We start from the raw sequence: 16675 nt of genomic DNA, 5'->3' as shown, positions 1-16675 counted from the left end.
GTTTCTCGTATCGTTCGTAGCAGGCGCGAGGCGCCTGGGTTCCCGCATGGCCGGCTTCATTCGGCGGCCTCCTGCTTGCGCTGGCGCAGCAGCGGGTCGGCTGCGAAGCGCATAGTTACCACCGTTCCCCCGCCCTCGGCGGGGGTGAAGGTCATATCGCCGCCATGCTCTTCAACGATCTTGTTGACGATCGCGAGGCCCAGGCCGGTGCCCTTCTCGCGGGTGGTGACGTACGGTTCGATAATCCGCTCGCGCGCCTGCGAAAGACCGATGCCGTTGTCCGCGACACGCACCTTGATGCAGTCGTCGCTGGCCGTGACGTCCACCGCGATCCGCCCCTTGTAGCCCTCTCCTGCCTCACGCGCCTTGGCCTCGGTGGCCTCGACCGCGTTCTTGAGGACATTGGTCATAGCCTGGCCGAACTGGTGGCGGTCGCAATCGATGGTGCCGATCTCATCCTCGGCGGCGAAGGTGAACTCGACATCGGGGCGTGCGACTTCCTGAAGAAACAGCGCCTGACGGGTGAGCGCGACCGGATCTTCCGCGCGGAACACCGGCTTTGGCAGACGCGCGAACGAGGAAAACTCGTCGACCATCCGGCGCAGATCGCCGACCTGGCGGATGATCGTGGCGGTCAGGTCCTCGAAGAGTTCCGGATTGTCGGTGATCTGCTTGCGGTAGCGACGGCTGAGACGCTCGGTCGCCAGCTGGATCGGCGTGAGCGGGTTCTTGATCTCGTGCGCAATACGGCGCGCGACGTCCGACCAGGCCGCGGTACGCTGGTCGACCAGCTGGCGGGTGATGTCCTCGAAAGTGATGACGTGGCCGGTCGCATCGCGGCTCGTTTTCACGGCGAGGGTCAGGAGTTCGCCGCCCCGGCTGAACTGGACGATGCCGCTGCGGTCATCGCTCTCGATCATGGTCGCAATGGCCGGGGCCAGTTCGGCAATCGGCATGCCCTCGGGCACGTCGTCCTGGTTGGTGAGCTTGAGCGCGGAGCTGTTCATCAGGAGGATGCAGCCCTTCTCGTCGAGCGAGATGATGCCCGAGGTCACCGATTCCAGAACGGCCTCGATGAACAGACGCCGCTCGTGAAGCTGGCGGTTTGCGCCCAGAAGCGCCTGCGTCTGCTTGTCGATCTGCGCGGTCATGCGGTTGAAGGCGCGGTTGAGAAGGCCGATCTCGTCGGTGCCGGTGCGCCCCTCCAGTTGCAGCGAGTAGTTGCCCGCCCCCACGCGGCGCGCCGCCTCGACCAGCTCGTAAAGAGGCTGCACCTGCCGGTCGGCAAAGCGCAGCGCGAACCAGACCGAGAGCCCGACCAGCGCCAGCGAGGCGACGAACAGCGCGACGTTGAACTGCAACTGCATGATCCGCGCGCGGCTGGTGAGCACCTCGTAGGCCTGCACGATATTCTCGGCGCGCTGCCCCTGGCTCAGCGAAACAAGATCATTGGTGCGCGCAACCAGGAGGTAAACACCCGACTGACGCTCGATCGGGGCGCCTGCGACGATGCGGTTATCCTTCGATTCCGCGACATAGGGTTCACCCTTGTCGAGACGTTCGAGCATTTCCTTGCTCAGGCGGTTGTTTTCGGACTTGTTGTCCGGATCAACGATGATGGGAGTGCGCTGCTCGCCATCGGAATCGATCTGGATGACCGCCGCAACCGACAGATTGCGAAGCAGGACTTGGTTGGCGAGAAAGCGCTGGAAGGTCTGGCTAACGGCGGGATGGCTCTCCAATTCCCGGCGAGAATCCGTTGCCATCGCGACCGATTCGTAACCGACGTCGCGCACCGTCTGCTCGTAATAGCCCCGCGCCAGCTTGTTCGCGTTTTCGAGGAGACCGCGCGAGTTGTCGGAAAACCAGAACTCGACACCCGACTGGAACAACCACGAGGCGAAAACCACCACCAGCAGCGTCGGAATCGCCGAAATGAGCGAGAAAATGAACACCAGGCGCACGTGCATCTGCCCGGTGCCGCCGATACTCTCCGCCGCGCGTTGTAGGGCTATGTAGCGCCCGAGAAGCACGATCAGCGCCATCGCGGGCACCAGCATGCCGACCAGGAGCGTTGCCGTGAGATTGGAGGGAATGGGCCGCGCCGCGTCCCACCCTGAATTGAGGCTGATCCAGGTGATCGAACTCATGACCACGAAGGCGACCACGCACAGCGCGGCGATCACCGCGAAGATGTTGGCCCGGCGCGCGGCAATCTGGAAGCGCCTCCACCACCGGGGCCAGTTTCGTCGTGTCGCGGGTACTGCACTCATCGTTGCACCTATACAACACCCCTGTTGCGCCAGCGCAAGTTCCAAATCTGCGTCCTGCGTTCGGTTGCAGGCACATATCGGCGAGACGACGCGGTATCCGCGTCGCCTTCTGCCGCCACGAAGACTAACGCCGGGCGAATTCCTCAGGGTCGAGAGCCAGTTCGCTCAGCCGCTTGCGCAAGGTATTCCGGTTGATCCCCAGGGCCTGCGCCGCGCGCAGCTGGTTTCCAGCGGTCTGGCGCAGGATCGAGGCGAAGAGCGGGCGCTCCAGCGCCGCGAGCGCCGAGGCGTAGATCGTTCCCGAGGCGGGCTGCGCGCTTTCCAGCCACTGGACGATAGCCGTCTCGATATCGGACCTTTCCGGATCGCCCTCGGGCGCAGGCTCTGCACTTGCCGCCTGGCGCAGCAGCGGGACAACGACTTCCACGTCGATCATGTCTTCACGCGCCAGCAGGGTGAGCCGGTAGATGAAGTTCTTGAGCTCGCGCACGTTGCCCGGCCAGGCCTGCTCGCCCAGCAGGCGCGAAGCCGCCGGGGTCAGCTGACGGCGCGGCAGCCCCTCGCTTGCGGCCTGCTGGAGGAAATGGCGGGCCAGGACCTCGATATCATCGCGCCGCTCGCGCAGGGGCGGCATGTGAATGGGCACCACGTTGAGGCGGTAGAACAGGTCCTCGCGAAAGCGCCCGGCCGCGATCTCGGGTTCGAGCGACTTGTTGGTGGCCGCCACGATGCGCACGTCGAGGCGGATGTCTTCCTGCCCGCCCACGCGGCGGATCGTGCCCGACTGGAGCGCGCGCAGGAGACGCGTCTGCGCCTGCATCGGCATGTCCCCGATCTCGTCGAGAAAGAGCGTGCCGCCCGCCGCCTGCTCGAACTTGCCAACATGGCGCGCGACCGCCCCGGTAAAGGCGCCCTTCTCGTGCCCGAACAGTTCGCTTTCGATCAGCTCGGCCGGGATCGCGGCGGTGTTGACCGCGATGAACGGCCCCGCCCGGCGATTGCCGAGCTGGTGGATGGCCTCGGCGACCAGTTCCTTGCCCGTCCCCGATTCGCCCAGGATTAGCACGGTCAGATCATTGCGCAGAACCCGCGTGATCATGCGGAAGACCGACTGCATCGCAGGACTGCGGCCCACCAGCGGCAGGCCATCCTCGACGATATCCTCATCCTCGAGAGCATCTCCACCGCCCGCGCTGCCCGCCGCCTGGCACACCGTGCGCGCCAGTTCGTCGATGTCGAAGGGCTTGGGGAAGTACTCGAAGGCCCCGGTGTCGGTCGCGCGTACGGCGGTGTCGAGCGTGTTCTGGGCCGAGAGAATGACGATCGGCATCTCGGGGCACAGCGTGCGCACCACCCCCAGGGTCTCGATCCCATCCCCATCGGGCAGCATGACGTCGGTCACCAGCGCATTGAAGCGCTGCCGCTGCAAAAGCCGGTCGCGCTCGGCCAGCGTCTCGACATGAGTCACGTTCGCGCCTTCGGCGACGAGCGCCGCATCGATGACAAGCGCGATCGAGGGATCGTCCTCGACCAACAGGACTTCGATCACGATGGCCTCCCTCCCAAGAGTGTCTTTCGTGTTTCCTTCGCAAGCGGCAAGTGGACGCGAAAGTGGGTAAGCCCCTTCACGTCGTCGCGCTCATGCGTGATACGCCCGTTCATCTCGCGCACCAGCTTGCGCACGAGCGGCAGGCCCAGCCCCTGTCCCGATTTCTTGCTGGTAACGAAGGGCTCGAAGATGTGCTCGCGCAGGTTCGGCGCCACGCCTGCCCCGTTGTCGGTCACGCGCAGTTCGACCGGCAGGCGCAGCGGCTTGCCATCCTCGGTGGTGTGCAGCTGCAACCCGCTGGCAAAGCGGGTGCGCACCATGACGCGGGGCACGGCTTGCGAGAGGCTGGCTTCCATCGCGTTCGACAGCAGGTTGATAATCACCTGCACCAGCGCATCCGCGCTCCCCAGGACCGGGGGCAGAGAGGGGTCGAACTCCTCCTGAATCGTGCAGTATTCCGGGTGCTCGGCACGTCCGGCGTGGATCACGTCAATCGCGCGGCGCGCCGCCTCGTGCAGATTGCAGGGAGCCATGGCGGGAGCCGTCTGGCGACTGAGGTCCTGCATGCGCCCGATAAGATCGGCGATGCGGTCCACTTCGCTGGTGATGAGATGGGTCAGCGCGTGCCCTTTCTCGTCGACCTGGCGCGCCAGGAGCTGCGCCGCCCCGCGGATCCCGGCAAGCGGGTTCTTGATCTCGTGCGCCATGATCTCGGGCCCGCGCAGCGCAGCGGCATCAAAACCGCCCGAATCGTCGCCCAGAGCCTCGGCGGTCGTGTGATCGTGGATCGTCAGCACCTGCCAGCGGGGATGATCGGCAACCGGCGCGACGTTGAGGTCGATCCGGCGCATGCCCATGCCCTTGACCTGCACCGCCAGTTCGCGCGCCGAGACCGGTGTCTCATAGTCGTCCAGGCGATCGAGCACTCGCGGGCTTGTCACATCGACAAGCTCGCGCAGGCCAACCCCCACCAGGCGCCGCAGCGACTGGCCGAAGAACTGCTCCGCGGCCGGATTGACCGAGGCGATGCGCAGGCCCGGCTCGAGCAGCACGACCGCCTGCGGAAGGCTGGCCAGAACGCGGTCGGCTTCGGGCAAGGTGATGCCCGCCGCCTCGCTCATGCGGCCTGCGCCTCACGATACGGGGCGTAGAATTCGGCCAGCGCGCGCAGCACTTCGTCGGGATCGTCGATGAAGTTCGCGCGGTTGCGGAACTCGGCCGAGCCCTTGATGCCCTTGACGTACCAACCCAGGTGCTTGCGGGCCATCTTGACGCCGGTGTCGCGCCCGTAGTGCTCCAGCATCGCTTCGTAGTGTTCGCGAATGATCGCGTACTGCGCGCCGAAATCGGGCTCGGCAGCGACCTCCTGGCCGCGCCACCACTGCATGATCTGCGAGAGGATCCAGGGCTTGCCGTAAGCGCCGCGCCCGACCATCAGGCCGTCCGCGCCCGACTGCTCCAGAGCGTTCGCCGCATCCTCGATACCGCAGATGTCGCCATTGACGATGACGGGGATCGAGACCGCATCCTTGACCTTGCGCACGAAGCTCCAGTCCGCGCTGCCCTTGTACATCTGGTTGCGGGTGCGGCCGTGGACAGTGATCATGCGCGCGCCCAGATCCTCGGCAATGCGCGCAAGTTCGGGCGCGTTGAGGCTGTCGTGGCACCAGCCCATGCGCATCTTGACCGTCACCGGGACCTTGACCGCCTTGACCGTTGCCTCGATCAGGCGGGTCGCGAGCGGCACGTCGCGCATCAGCGCCGAACCGGCATCGCCGTTGACGACTTTGCGCACCGGGCAGCCCATGTTGATGTCGATGATCGCCGCGCCGCGATCCTCGACCAGCCTGGCGGCCTCGCCCATCTGGGCGGGCTCGCAGCCGACGAGCTGCATCGCAACCGGATCCTCGCACGGATCCCACATTGCCTTCTGCACCGAGACGCGCGTCTCGCGAATCGCAGCCGGGCTGGCGATCATCTCGGTCACGTTGAGACCGGAGCCGAAGCTGCGCACCATCTTGCGGAACGGAAGGTCGGAAACCCCCGTCATTGGCGCGAGCACGACGGGACAGTCGATCCGCACGGGACCGATGTCGATGGGCTTGAGCGCGGGCGCGGCCGGCAGGTGAGTGTCGTCTCGAGTCATATCTTGTGCAGTACTGCCTAAAAACAGGCAGGCGCATAGTGGATTGCCCTCGCCGCAGCAAGCGATTACCCGCAATCGCGATGACGCAGAGCACTTCGACTCCCCCCCGCGCCATATCCGACACACCCAGAGCCGCCGCCGTGGTGGTGGCTGCGGGCAAGGGTTTGCGCGCTGGACAGCCCCTCCCCAAACAGTTTGCGAACTGGCGCGGCAAGCCGGTCCTGCGCCATTCGGTGGAGGCCCTCGCCGCCGCTGGAATCGCTCCGATTTGCGTCGTGATCCCCGAAAACGCGGGGCCCGTGGCGCGCGAGGCGCTTTCCGGCATCGCCGGGGTGATATTTACAGCGGGCGGCGAAACCCGGCAGGAATCGGTGCGTCTTGGCCTTGAAGTCCTGGCCGGTTCGCAGCCCGAGCATGTCCTGATCCACGATGCCGCGCGGCCGATCCTGCCCCAGGCGGTGATCGCACGGCTGCTCACCGCACTGGAGCACCACAAGGGCGCAATCCCGGCCCTCCCGGTGGTCGACAGCCTTGCCCACAGTGAGCCGGGCGCGCATGGGCCGCGGATGGGCGCAAGCGCGCGGCGCGAGGACCTGCGGCGGATCCAGACCCCGCAAGCCTTCCGATTCACCGAAATCCTCAACGCCCACCGCGCCTGGGAAGGTCCCGCCAGCGCCGGAGACGACGCCCAGGTCGCCCAGGCCTGGGGCTGCGACATTGCCCTCGTCGAAGGAGACGAAGCCCTGCACAAGTTGACCTACAGCCACGACTTCACCCCCGCCGCGCCGCCCATGCGCGTGGGTACCGGGTTCGACGTCCACCAGCTGGAAGAAGGCGAAGACCTGTGGCTGTGCGGCGTCAAGATCGAGCATACCCACGGCCTGGCCGGCCACAGCGACGCCGACGTGGCCATCCATGCGCTCGTCGATGCACTGCTCGGCGCGATTGCGGCCGGCGATATCGGGCAGCACTTTCCGCCCAGCGACGCGCGCTGGAAGGGGGCATCCTCGGACCGCTTTCTCGCCCACGCCGCCTCGCTCGTGGCGCAAGCGGGCTACGCGCTGGGCAATGCGGACGTGACAATCATCTGCGAGGCGCCCAAGATCGGCCCGCACCGCGACGCGATGCGCGCGCGTCTGGCCGAAATTCTGGGCGTCGACCCGCAGCTTGTCAGCGTCAAGGCAACCACCAGCGAGAAGCTGGGCTTTACCGGGCGCCGCGAAGGCATTGCCGCCCAGGCCGCCGTCAGCCTCGTGCGGATCTGACCCAAGGCTTTTCAAGGAGACGTCTGGTGACCCGATTTGCTTCTCGCCTTCGACGACATGCGCACCGCGGGCTGGCCGCAGGACTTGCCGCCAGCATCGCTTTGTGTCCAACGCTCGCCAGCGCCGCCACGCAGGCCTGCCTGACCCGCAGCGAAGCCCGTTCGGTCCTGACCTATTCGCTCCCCCAGGTAATCGATGGAACGGCGCGGCGCTGCCGCCAGGCGCTGCCCGCCGACGCCTTCCTGTCCACCCATGGACAGGAAATTGTCCAGCGCTACTCCGGCCCGCGCGAGCAATACTGGCCGCAGGCGCGTTCAGCCTTCCTCAAGCTCAGCCGCGGACGTGACGAGGCCATGGGGGCGATCGCCGCACAGCTTCCCGACGAAACGCTCAAGCCGCTCGTCGATGCCACCGTTTCGGGCCTCGTTGCGCAGGCCATTCACCTGGAATCGTGCGAGGAGATCGATTTTGCCATCGACCTGCTCTCGCCGCTCCCACCCCAGAACACCGCTGGGCTCATCGCGCTCTTCATCGAAGTCGCGGCCCGCTCGGAGACGATCGCCCGGCAAGGTGCCGCCAACTCGAAGGCGCTGGGCGGCCTGACCATCTGCAAGGACTGACATGGGTAAACAGCTTCTCTTCCCGACCGACCTGTTCGACCTCGCCGAGCGCGTGATCACCGAGAACAAGGCGCTGGGCCGCACCATTGCCGTGGCCGAAAGCTGCACCGGCGGCCTCGTCTGCGCGGCGCTGACCGAAGTGCCCGGCTCCTCGGCCGTGCTCGAGCGCGGGTTCGTGACCTATTCCAACGAATCGAAGCAGGAAATGCTCGGCGTCCAGCCTGACCTGATCGAGGCCTTCGGTGCCGTTTCGCCCGCCACCGCCTGGGCCATGGCGCAAGGGGCACTGCGCCAGAGCCGCGCGGACGTCGCCGTGGCGATCAGCGGCATTGCAGGTCCGGGCGGCGGCACCGAGTTGAAGCCGGTCGGCACGGTCGTTTTCGCCCGCGCCTTTCGCGGTGACGAAGAGGTCAACGCCGAACAGCAGCACATCGAAGGCGAGGACCGCGCCGCGATACGCCACCAGGCGGCGCTGACGGCGCTCAAGCTCCTCCTTCCTTAAAAAGACGTTATTTCATAGCCTTGAAAGGCAAAGGTAACAAAAGAAAACCCCGCAGGACGCCTGCGGGGTTTTCTTTAGAAACCACTTTAAGTGTAGCTCGGACGCTGTGGTTACAAATTGCAACCACGGCAAGCCACCGTACCGGTCAGCCTCCGGCAGGGGCGCCGTAAAGCTCGCTGGCGCGCGTCTCGAACGCGGCCACCATCTTGCGGAAGGCCTTGTCGAAATACTGGCCCGCCAGCTTCTCGAACAGCGCGTTGCGGAATGAGAAGCGCACGTCGAACTCCACATCGCAGCTGGTCTCGTCGACCGGATGGAAGGTCCAGACGTTGTCGAGGTCCTTCATCGGACCATCGACATAGTGAACGCGGATTTCGCGCGGACGGGTCTTCTCGACGCGCGACGTGAACTTCTCGCGCAGCGCCTTGAAGCCGACGAGCATGTCGGCAACCATCTCGGTCTCGCTGTCCGAACGGACACGGGTCGCCACGACCCAGGGCAGGAACTCCTGGTAGCGGCCGACATCGGCCACGAGATCGAACATCTGCTCCGCGCTGTACGGGAGCCGGTAGGTTTCATGAATTCCGGGCATTTGGGTGTAACGGGCTTTCCGTGGGCCAGTTCCGTGCCCGCGCCGGTCCAGCTCTGGACAGCGACCGCGGGCCGTCGGAGCTCAGCGCTTCTTCTGTTCCTTGGCGAGACGCGCTTCGCGCGCGGCCCGCATCTGCGCAAAATCATCGCCGGCGTGATAGCTCGAGCGCGTCAGAGGCGACGAGGCAACCTGCAGGAAGCCCTTGGCACGGGCGATCGCGCCGTAGGACTTGAACGCCTGCGGGGTGACGAACTCGGCGACTTCGGCATGCTTGGGCGTAGGCTGGAGGTACTGGCCCATGGTCAGGAAGTCGATGTCCGCGCAGCGCATGTCGTCCATGACCTGGTGCACTTCAAGACGGCCTTCGCCCAGGCCCAGCATGATGCCCGACTTGGTGAAGATCGAGGGATCATGCGCCTTGACCTCTTCGAGCAGGCGCAGCGAGGCGTAGTAGCGCGCGCCGGGGCGGATCGTCGGGTAGAGCCGTGGGACCGTCTCGAGGTTGTGGTTGAACACGTCGGGACGCGCGGCGGCGATGGCCTCGATGGCGGGACGCATCTTGCCCCGGAAATCGGGGGTCAGGATCTCGATGGTGGTCTTGGGGGTCGCCGCGCGCAGCGCCTCGATCACCTTGATGAACTGGTTTGCGCCGCCATCGGGAAGGTCGTCACGGTCGACCGAGGTGATGACGATATGCTCAAGGCCCGTCTTCAGCGCGAGTTCGGCAACATGCTCGGGTTCGGCGGGATCGACGCGTCCCGGCATGCCGGTCTTCACGTTGCAGAACGCACAGGCACGCGTGCACGTGTCGCCCAGGATCATCACCGTCGCGTGCTTCTTTTCCCAGCATTCCCCGATGTTGGGGCACGCAGCCTCCTCGCACACCGTGTTGAGGCTGAGATCCCGCATCAGCTGGCGGGTTTCACCATAACCGCGACTGGTCGGCGCCTTCACGCGGATCCAGTCGGGCTTGCGCTTGCGTTCGGGCTTGGGAGCGGAGGAAAGATCGTTCATGGGGCCCAGATAGTCCCTCCCGGCGCCGCTTGCCACCCCCAATATGCACGCTATTGATCGCGCAATCGTGCTTTGTCGCGCACGCGAAACGCAACGGAAGAAACTGCGTTATACCTGCCGCAATGGTTTGCCAGATAATCCCAAGGAGTTTTCAATGAGCGAAGCCAAGTCCCCCGTGCTCGAAGATCTCGTGGAGGGATACCGCCGCTTCCGGTCCTCCGGATGGAGCCAGAACCGTGACCGCTGGGCGCAGCTCAAGGACGGGCAGGAGCCGCAGGTCATGGTGATCTCCTGCTCCGACAGCCGCGTCGATCCCAGCCAGATCTTTGACGTCGACCCCGGCGAGATCTTCGTCGTCCGCAACGTCGCCGCGCTCGTCCCGCCCTACGAGACCACGCCTGGCCACCACGGCGTCTCGGCCGCGCTTGAGTTCGCGGTGCAGGTGCTCAAGGTCAAGGAAGTGCTGGTCATGGGCCACGGCATGTGCGGCGGCTGCAAGGCTGCGCTCAGCCAGAGCCTGCGCGGCAATGCGCCGGGCGCGGGCGGCTTCGTCGACGACTGGATTTCGCTCCTCGACGAGGCGCGCGAGAAGGTCGTTGCCGACCATGGCGACAGCGGCCGTGCCGCAGAGATCGAGATGGAGCACGCCGGCGTGCGCGTCAGCCTCGAGAACCTGATGACCTTCCCCTGGGTCAAGGAAAAGGTCGCCAGCGGAGAGCTCACCCTGCGCGGTTCGTTCTTCGCCATCTCCGACGGCATCCTGCACCTGATGAACCCGGAAACGAAGGAATTCGAACCCGCCGCCTGATCGGCAGCCGTAATTCTGTCGAGCGCGGGACAGCACCCTGTCCCACGCTCGACAACCGGCCATTTGCATGGCCACAAAAAAGGAGGCGATGGACACTAGGTCCATCGCCTCCTTTTTTTCATTGCCCGCAGGCTGGGGCGGCGACCGGAAGATCCGGCCGCCCTGCCCTTATCCGTCGATCAGGACTTGCTGGCGGCGTAGGCCGACCACAGCTCCGCGACCGGCTTCGAGGCACCGCCAACCTTGGCGAGGGTGGCCTCGGCCTCGGCGAACTTGCCTTGGCGGGCCTGCGCGATGCCCAGGCGCAGCGCGACGGTGTTCGCATCGACGCCCGGCTTTTCCAGAGCGCGCGCGTAGAAGGTCTCGGCCTTGGCGTTCTCGTCGTAGCTCAGGAACACGTCGCCCGCGTTGGTCAGCGTGGCGAGGGTCGCGCCAGGCTTGGCCGCGTCGGCTTCCTGCGAGGGCAGCGAGGCCTTGTCCGACTTCACGCGCGCTTCGGTGTCCGCCTTCTCGGTGCCGAGGTCCGCGCTGGCGAGCGCGCCCTTGGCAAGACCCTGGTTCATGATCTTGAGCGCTTCACCGGGATAACCGCGCGGGTCGGCGTTCTCGAGGTACTCGAGGTAGTCGCGCTTGTCCTTCATGGCCTGCGTTTCGTACATCAGGCGCATGAGATCGAGGTTCTGCTGCTTGGGCAGGCTGGCGAGCTGGCGCACGATCGAGGACGAGATGTACCAGGTGTCAGGCGAGGGATAGTTCTGCGCCAGCATCGCAGCGTATTCGGTCGAGGCGGCCAGGTCCTTGGCGTCATAGGCCGACTGGAGCGCCGAGCGCAGCGAACTTTCGGACGGCGCGCGACCGGCTGCCTGGGCTGCCGCGATGTCTTCCTTGACCATCGCAAGCGCGGCTTCGGAGTTGCCCGAGCGCTTGTAGGTGTCGGCCAGCAGCAGGTCGAGCTGGTTGTTGGGATCCTGGTAGCCGGCATCCTTGGCGGCCTTCAGGTACGGCGCGGCGGACGCAAAGTCCTTCTGCTGATAGTAGGTGACGCCAAGGTCATAGTTGACCGGACCGATCTGGTCGGCCGCAACCTTGCCGCTGTCGAGACGCATCTTGAGCGCCTTGATCTTGAGGTCATTGTCCTTCGAGATGATCGCGAAGAAGCGCATGAAGTCACCCAGGACGTTCTTGTCGTCCGGGGTTGTGGCCACGGTGGCCGCCTTCTCGTAGGCCGCCTTGGCGTTGCCGCCCAGCTCCGCGTTCATGACCGCAACGGCCGCGGCCATCGTCTCGTCATTAGGGGTGCCGTTCAGCGCGGCGCGCGCCTTCTTGTCGGCTTCCTGGATAGGCATGAATTCGGCGACGAACTCCTTCGAGTAGTCGGCCGAGCCACCCTTGTCCTTCTTGGCCGCGACAGCGGCCGTCGGGGCCACCGAAACCGCAAGGCCGCTCGAGAGCGCGACCGCAAGGGCCACACGGGAAATCAGGAATTTGCGAGCCATGATCCAGGCTTACTCCTCTTGCACTGCGGGGATGCGCTTCGTGCGCCTCTCCCGGGTAAATTCGACAGTCCGCCGCGTGATGGCGATGAATTCCACCGTTGGCAACCTTGCAGCCGACCTAAAGGCTTACGGCTTAACGCGGATTGAATGCACTTGGCCGCAGCATGTTCCCCAGGTGTCTCATCCAAGGCGTCGCACAATGCCGCCCGACGAGCACGTCACACCTTGAATTTGTGGAAAAGAACGTTGGAATTGGCGCCATGTGCATGCTTGTGGTGGCAATCGCCCGATCCATGCCCTAGAGCCGACTATCCGTTCCTGAAAGCTTGGCAGAAGACGATACTAGCGCGTGAGCGACCAGACCGAAAACCTCGACCCGACCGCCCCTGACGGCGAATACGCTCGTATCGACATCGTCGATGAGATGAAGTCGAGCTATCTCGATTACGCGATGAGCGTGATCGTGAGCCGCGCGCTTCCCGACGTACGCGATGGCCTCAAGCCCGTGCACCGCCGCATTCTCTATGCGTGTCAGGAAGCCGGCTACGTCGCTGGCAAGCCCTATCGCAAGTCGAGCCGCATCGTCGGTGACGTCATGGGTAAATATCACCCCCATGGCGACAGCGCGATCTACGACGCCCTTGCGCGCCTGACCCAGCCCTGGTCGATGCGCCTGCCGCTGGTCGATGGTCAGGGCAACTTCGGCTCGATGGACCCCGATCCGCCGGCCGCCATGCGTTACACCGAGGCCCGCCTCGACAAGAGCGCCAACGAACTTCTCTCGGACATCGACAAGAACACCGTCGATTTTGCCGACAACTACGACGGCTCGGAAAGCGAGCCCACGGTCCTTCCCGCCCGCTTCCCCAACCTGCTCGTCAATGGCGCAGGCGGCATCGCGGTCGGCATGGCGACCAACATCCCCCCGCACAACCTGGGCGAGGTGATCGACGGCTGTTTCGCGCTGATGGACGATCCGACCACCAGCAACGAACAGCTGTGCGAGATCATTCCGGGGCCCGACTTCCCGACCGCTCCGCTGATTCTGGGCAAGAGCGGCGCGCGCAACGCCTACACGACGGGCCGCGGCTCGATCATGATGCGCTGCCGCCACGAGATCGAGGAAGGCCGCGGCGACCGCCGCTCGATCGTCCTCACCTCGATCCCCTACCAGGTCGGCAAGAACAACCTGGTCGAGAAGATCGCCGAGGCCGCCAAGGACAAGCGCATCGAAGGCGTCTCGGACATCCGTGACGAATCGAACCGCGAAGGCGTGCGCGTGGTCATCGACCTCAAGCGCGACGCCTCGCCCGAGGTCGTCCTCAATCAGGTCTGGCGCAACACGCCCGCGCAGTCGAACTTCGCGGCCAACATGCTCGCGATCCGGGGCGGCCGCCCCGAGATCATGAGCCTGCGCGACATCCTGCAGGCCTTCATCCACTTCCGCGAAGAGGTCATCACCCGCCGCACCAAGTACGAGCTGAACAAGGCGCGCGACCGCGCGCATATCTTGCTCGGCCTGGTCGTTGCGGTCTCGAACCTCGACGAAGTGGTGAAGATCATCCGCGGCTCGTCGAACCCGGCCGATGCGCGCGCCAAGCTGCTTACCCGTGAGTGGCCGATCGGCGACATCGCGCCCTACATCCGCCTCGTCGAGGCGATCGAGCCCAACGCCGAGGAAACGGACGGTGTCTACCGCCTGTCCGAAGTCCAGGTCCGCGCGATCCTCGACCTGCGCCTGCACCGTCTCACCGCGCTCGGCCGCGACGAGATCGGGGACGAGCTCAAGGAACTGGCCACCGCGATCGAGGAATACCTCTCGATCCTCGCCGACCGCGTGAAGCTCTACGGCGTCATGCGCGACGAACTGAAGGCCGTGCGCGACGCCTACGCGACGCCGCGCATGTCCGAGATCACCGCCGCCTTCGACGGGATCGACGACGAGGACCTGATCGAGCGCGAGGACATGGTCGTGACCGTCACGATGGACGGCTACATCAAGCGCACCCCGCTCTCGACGTTCCGTGCCCAGGCGCGTGGCGGCAAGGGCCGCGCCGGCATGGCGACGAAGGAGGAGGATGCCGTCGCGACGATGTTCGTCACCTCCACCCACAATCCGGTGCTGTTCTTCTCGACCGCAGGCAAGGTCTACCGCCTCAAGGTCTACAAGCTGCCCGAAGGTGGCCCGACGACCCGCGGTCGTCCCATCATCAACATGTTGCCTGCCCTCGACAAGGACGAGACGATCCAGACCGTGCTCGCCCTCCCGGAGGACGAGGCGGAATGGGGCAAGCTCTCGGTCGTGTTCGCCACGTCGAAGGGCAACGTGCGCCGCAACCTGATGGACCTGTTCGCGAACATTCCCTCCAACGGCAAGTACGCGATCAAGTTCGATCTCAACGCCGATGGCACGCCGAGCGACGATTACCTGATCGGCGTGGCGCTGCTCGACCCGGATACCGACGACGTGCTCCTCGCCACATGCAAGGGCAAGGCGATCCGCTTTGCCGGCGACCAGGTCCGCGCGTTCTCGAGCCGCACCTCGACGGGTGTGCGCGGCATGAACCTCAAGGACGACGACCGGGTCATCTCGCTCTCGATCCTGCACCGCGTGGGCACCGAATCGGACGAACGCGACGAGTACCTCAAGTTCGCCCCCTGGAAGGGTGAGCGCGAAGGCACCTGCTCGCTCTCTGAGGAGCGCCAGGCCGAACTGGCCGAGCGCGAGGAATTCATCCTCACGGTCTGCGCCAACGGCTATGGTAAGATGTCCTCGGCCTACGAGTACCGCCGCATCGGTCGTGGCGGCCAGGGCATCACCAACATCGACAACATCGCCCGCAACGGCGATGTGGTGGCCAGCTTCCCGGCGACGCGCGAGCAGCAGCTCATGCTCATCACCGACCAGGCCAAGATGATCCGCCTCCCGCTTGAAACCATGCGCGTCATCGGACGCGGCTCCGCGGGCGTGCGCCTCTTCAACGTCTCGAAGGGCGAGCAGGTCGTGGGCGCGGTGCGCCTCGATGAACCGGCCGAAGAGGAAATCGAGGACATCGCCGTCGAAGCGGGCACGGACGCTCCGGCGACCGACACCCCGGCTCCGGACAGTGAAGCGCCGGAAGGCGACAGCGAAGCATGAACAGCGGCCCTGCGACCACGGGCGTCGCCTACAAGATCCTGACCGCGCCGCAGATGGAAACACTGCTGCGCGACCAGGCTTTCACCGGCGCACCGATCGACGTGGCCGATGGCTATATTCACCTTTCCGACGCCGGACAGGTGAACGAAACGCTGGTCAAGCACTTCGCCGGGCAGGACGATCTGCACCTCGTCGCGGTCAATCTCGATACGCTTGAGGGCGCCATCCGCTGGGAAGTCTCGCGCGGCGGCGCGCTGTTTCCCCACCTCTACGGCGAACTGCCGATGTCGGCCGTGATGGCGTACGCCCCGGTTTCACGTGACCCGGACGGCGAGCTGATTCTTCCGGCCTGACCAGCGCCCTCACCTCGCGCACCAACCTGGCCGCGAGAGATGCGCTCGACATTATGGGGAGCCCGAGGGCAATGGCCCTCGGATTTTCCTCTTCTTCCTTAAAAATCGTCCCAATCGATCCGCGCGATTTCCTCGCGCTGGCGCAGCTCTCCTGTGACACCAGTCGCCAGGACCAGATTGCCGAAGTAGAGAGCGAGCCAGGCAATCACCGCCTGTGGTGCCTCTCCCGCCAGGTATTCGGGCACCGTGATCTGGAGCACACCGCCCACCACGATGAGGACGCCGCCCACACCGACGCGGCTCTGCACGAAGGTGCTCATCCAGGCCGACGCCGCAAGACCACCCAGAGCCAGACCGTAGAACAGCGGCACGGGAACGCCGACACGGCTCGCGGCAAAATAGCACAGGAGCGGCGTCAGCAGGAAAAGCCCGGCGGTTCCGATCCGCCTGTTGATGTCAGGATCGTGGCTTCGGTGGCTGAGGAAGAGCGAAAGTCCGGCGAACCAGCCCAGCATCAGCACGATCCGCGCAAAGCCTGGATAGAAGCCTGTCAGCGCGCCTGCCAGCGCCTCGAACCCGAGCATGGCGGCGAGAAGCTGGGTATCGCGCCCCTTGTGGCGCAGCAGCGCATAGACCGCGAGCAAGGCGAATGGCAGCGCCTCCAGAGCCATCCAGTAGACACCCGGAACCGGGGTGTGCGACACAAGGAACCAGGCATGACCGAGTGCCAGCGCAAGGCTGGTGAGGAGCCAGGGTCGTCGTTCCACGAGTGCGCGCCGGGGCATATCTGTCTTGCAACCTCCATCATCCGCGCCCCGCCGCATCGGTGTATGGGTGCAAGCGCCTGAATATCCCTGTTTGTCCGTTCCAGCCCGGCAAGTCATCCCCCCAAATCGGTTCGTGCCCCGCAATCCCCCT

Annotated in this window: 14 protein-coding genes; 6 read left to right on the top strand and 8 right to left on the bottom strand. The window is 65.3% G+C overall.

The features are described from left to right. Positions 1–56 precede the first annotated feature (56 nt). The 4 genes from MBENS4_RS18280 to dusB all read right to left on the bottom strand — a co-directional run bounded on the left by MBENS4_RS18280 (position 57) and on the right by dusB (position 5968). Positions 57–2273 (bottom strand): HAMP domain-containing histidine kinase, encoded by a 2217-nt coding sequence (locus MBENS4_RS18280; RefSeq protein ID WP_039393470.1) that lies wholly within the window; start codon positions 2271–2273, stop codon positions 57–59. Positions 2274–2397: 124 nt separating this feature from the next. After that, entirely contained in the window at positions 2398–3819 is a 1422-nt protein-coding gene (ntrC, locus tag MBENS4_RS18275; RefSeq protein ID WP_039395432.1) for a nitrogen regulation protein NR(I), read from the bottom strand. Further along, complete coding sequence (locus MBENS4_RS18270; protein WP_039393467.1) at positions 3819–4943, bottom strand: two-component system sensor histidine kinase NtrB; 1125 nt, start codon at positions 4941–4943, stop codon at positions 3819–3821. Before MBENS4_RS18270 ends, ntrC begins: the two co-directional genes overlap by 1 nt. Beyond that, the gene (dusB, locus tag MBENS4_RS18265; RefSeq protein WP_039393465.1) at positions 4940–5968 is read right to left on the bottom strand and encodes a tRNA dihydrouridine synthase DusB; all 1029 of its coding nucleotides are present in this window, start codon (positions 5966–5968) and stop codon (positions 4940–4942) included. The genes MBENS4_RS18270 and dusB overlap by 4 nt, the downstream gene beginning before the upstream one ends. An 80-nt stretch (positions 5969–6048) precedes the next feature. Between dusB and MBENS4_RS18260 the strand changes: the two genes are divergently transcribed. The 3 genes from MBENS4_RS18260 to MBENS4_RS18250 are packed head-to-tail and all read left to right on the top strand — an operon-like array spanning position 6049 to position 8355. After that, positions 6049–7233 carry a bifunctional 2-C-methyl-D-erythritol 4-phosphate cytidylyltransferase/2-C-methyl-D-erythritol 2,4-cyclodiphosphate synthase gene (locus tag MBENS4_RS18260; RefSeq protein ID WP_039393463.1) on the top strand — a complete coding sequence of 395 codons (1185 nt, stop codon included), beginning with the start codon at positions 6049–6051 and terminating at the stop codon, positions 7231–7233. Between the two features lie 26 nt (positions 7234–7259). Continuing rightward, a complete protein-coding gene (locus MBENS4_RS18255; protein WP_242405008.1) occupies positions 7260–7853 on the top strand; it encodes a hypothetical protein in 594 nt (197 codons plus the stop codon). Between the two features lies 1 nt (position 7854). Then, a complete protein-coding gene (locus tag MBENS4_RS18250; RefSeq protein ID WP_039393461.1) occupies positions 7855–8355 on the top strand; it encodes a CinA family protein in 501 nt (166 codons plus the stop codon). A gap of 145 nt (positions 8356–8500) precedes the next feature. Here the strand turns inward: MBENS4_RS18250 and MBENS4_RS18245 are convergent, their stop codons facing one another. Both MBENS4_RS18245 and lipA read right to left on the bottom strand, forming a co-directional pair. Beyond that, positions 8501–8947: a type II toxin-antitoxin system RatA family toxin gene (locus MBENS4_RS18245; protein ID WP_039393459.1), complete on the bottom strand. Its 447-nt coding sequence runs from the start codon at positions 8945–8947 to the stop codon at positions 8501–8503. Between the two features lie 81 nt (positions 8948–9028). Further along, positions 9029–9961 carry a lipoyl synthase gene (gene lipA / locus MBENS4_RS18240; protein ID WP_039393458.1) on the bottom strand — a complete coding sequence of 311 codons (933 nt, stop codon included), beginning with the start codon at positions 9959–9961 and terminating at the stop codon, positions 9029–9031. Positions 9962–10115: 154 nt separating this feature from the next. Between lipA and MBENS4_RS18235 the strand changes: the two genes are divergently transcribed. Continuing rightward, a complete protein-coding gene (locus MBENS4_RS18235; RefSeq protein WP_039393456.1) occupies positions 10116–10769 on the top strand; it encodes a carbonic anhydrase in 654 nt (217 codons plus the stop codon). 179 nt (positions 10770–10948) lie between these two features. Here the strand turns inward: MBENS4_RS18235 and MBENS4_RS18230 are convergent, their stop codons facing one another. Further along, positions 10949–12265, bottom strand: coding sequence for a hypothetical protein (locus MBENS4_RS18230; RefSeq protein ID WP_039393454.1), 1317 nt, complete (start codon positions 12263–12265; stop codon positions 10949–10951). Positions 12266–12689: 424 nt separating this feature from the next. On the opposite strand from MBENS4_RS18230, the gene gyrA reads away from it, so the two are divergent. After that, complete coding sequence (gene gyrA, locus MBENS4_RS18225; RefSeq protein WP_445321529.1) at positions 12690–15404, top strand: DNA gyrase subunit A; 2715 nt, start codon at positions 12690–12692, stop codon at positions 15402–15404. After that, the gene (locus MBENS4_RS18220; RefSeq protein WP_039393449.1) at positions 15401–15757 is read left to right on the top strand and encodes a DUF952 domain-containing protein; all 357 of its coding nucleotides are present in this window, start codon (positions 15401–15403) and stop codon (positions 15755–15757) included. Before gyrA ends, MBENS4_RS18220 begins: the two co-directional genes overlap by 4 nt. Positions 15758–15855: 98 nt before the next feature. On the opposite strand, the gene MBENS4_RS18215 is transcribed toward MBENS4_RS18220, so the two are convergent. Next, a complete protein-coding gene (locus MBENS4_RS18215; RefSeq protein WP_242405007.1) occupies positions 15856–16524 on the bottom strand; it encodes a hypothetical protein in 669 nt (222 codons plus the stop codon). Between the last annotated feature and the right edge of the window lie 151 nt (positions 16525–16675).

Source organism: Novosphingobium sp. MBES04 (genome assembly GCF_000813185.1).
Taxonomy (GTDB): domain Bacteria; phylum Pseudomonadota; class Alphaproteobacteria; order Sphingomonadales; family Sphingomonadaceae; genus Novosphingobium; species Novosphingobium decolorationis.
Note: the sequence above shows the minus strand (reverse complement) of the source record. Positions and strands in the feature narration are given on the sequence as shown.

Excerpts from the sequence above, each read along its gene's own strand:
- MBENS4_RS18280 (WP_039393470.1), bottom strand. The coding sequence starts at position 2,273 with ATGAGTGCAGTACCCGCGACACGACGAAACTGGCCCCGGTGGTGGAGG.
- MBENS4_RS18270 (WP_039393467.1), bottom strand. The coding sequence starts at position 4,943 with ATGAGCGAGGCGGCGGGCATCACCTTGCCCGAAGCCGACCGCGTTCTG.
- dusB (WP_039393465.1), bottom strand. The coding sequence starts at position 5,968 with ATGACTCGAGACGACACTCACCTGCCGGCCGCGCCCGCGCTCAAGCCC.
- MBENS4_RS18260 (WP_039393463.1), top strand. The coding sequence starts at position 6,049 with ATGACGCAGAGCACTTCGACTCCCCCCCGCGCCATATCCGACACACCC.
- MBENS4_RS18250 (WP_039393461.1), top strand. The coding sequence starts at position 7,855 with ATGGGTAAACAGCTTCTCTTCCCGACCGACCTGTTCGACCTCGCCGAG.
- MBENS4_RS18245 (WP_039393459.1), bottom strand. The coding sequence starts at position 8,947 with ATGCCCGGAATTCATGAAACCTACCGGCTCCCGTACAGCGCGGAGCAG.
- lipA (WP_039393458.1), bottom strand. The coding sequence starts at position 9,961 with ATGAACGATCTTTCCTCCGCTCCCAAGCCCGAACGCAAGCGCAAGCCC.
- MBENS4_RS18235 (WP_039393456.1), top strand. The coding sequence starts at position 10,116 with ATGAGCGAAGCCAAGTCCCCCGTGCTCGAAGATCTCGTGGAGGGATAC.
- MBENS4_RS18230 (WP_039393454.1), bottom strand. The coding sequence starts at position 12,265 with ATGGCTCGCAAATTCCTGATTTCCCGTGTGGCCCTTGCGGTCGCGCTC.
- gyrA (WP_445321529.1), top strand. The coding sequence starts at position 12,690 with ATGAAGTCGAGCTATCTCGATTACGCGATGAGCGTGATCGTGAGCCGC.
- MBENS4_RS18220 (WP_039393449.1), top strand. The coding sequence starts at position 15,401 with ATGAACAGCGGCCCTGCGACCACGGGCGTCGCCTACAAGATCCTGACC.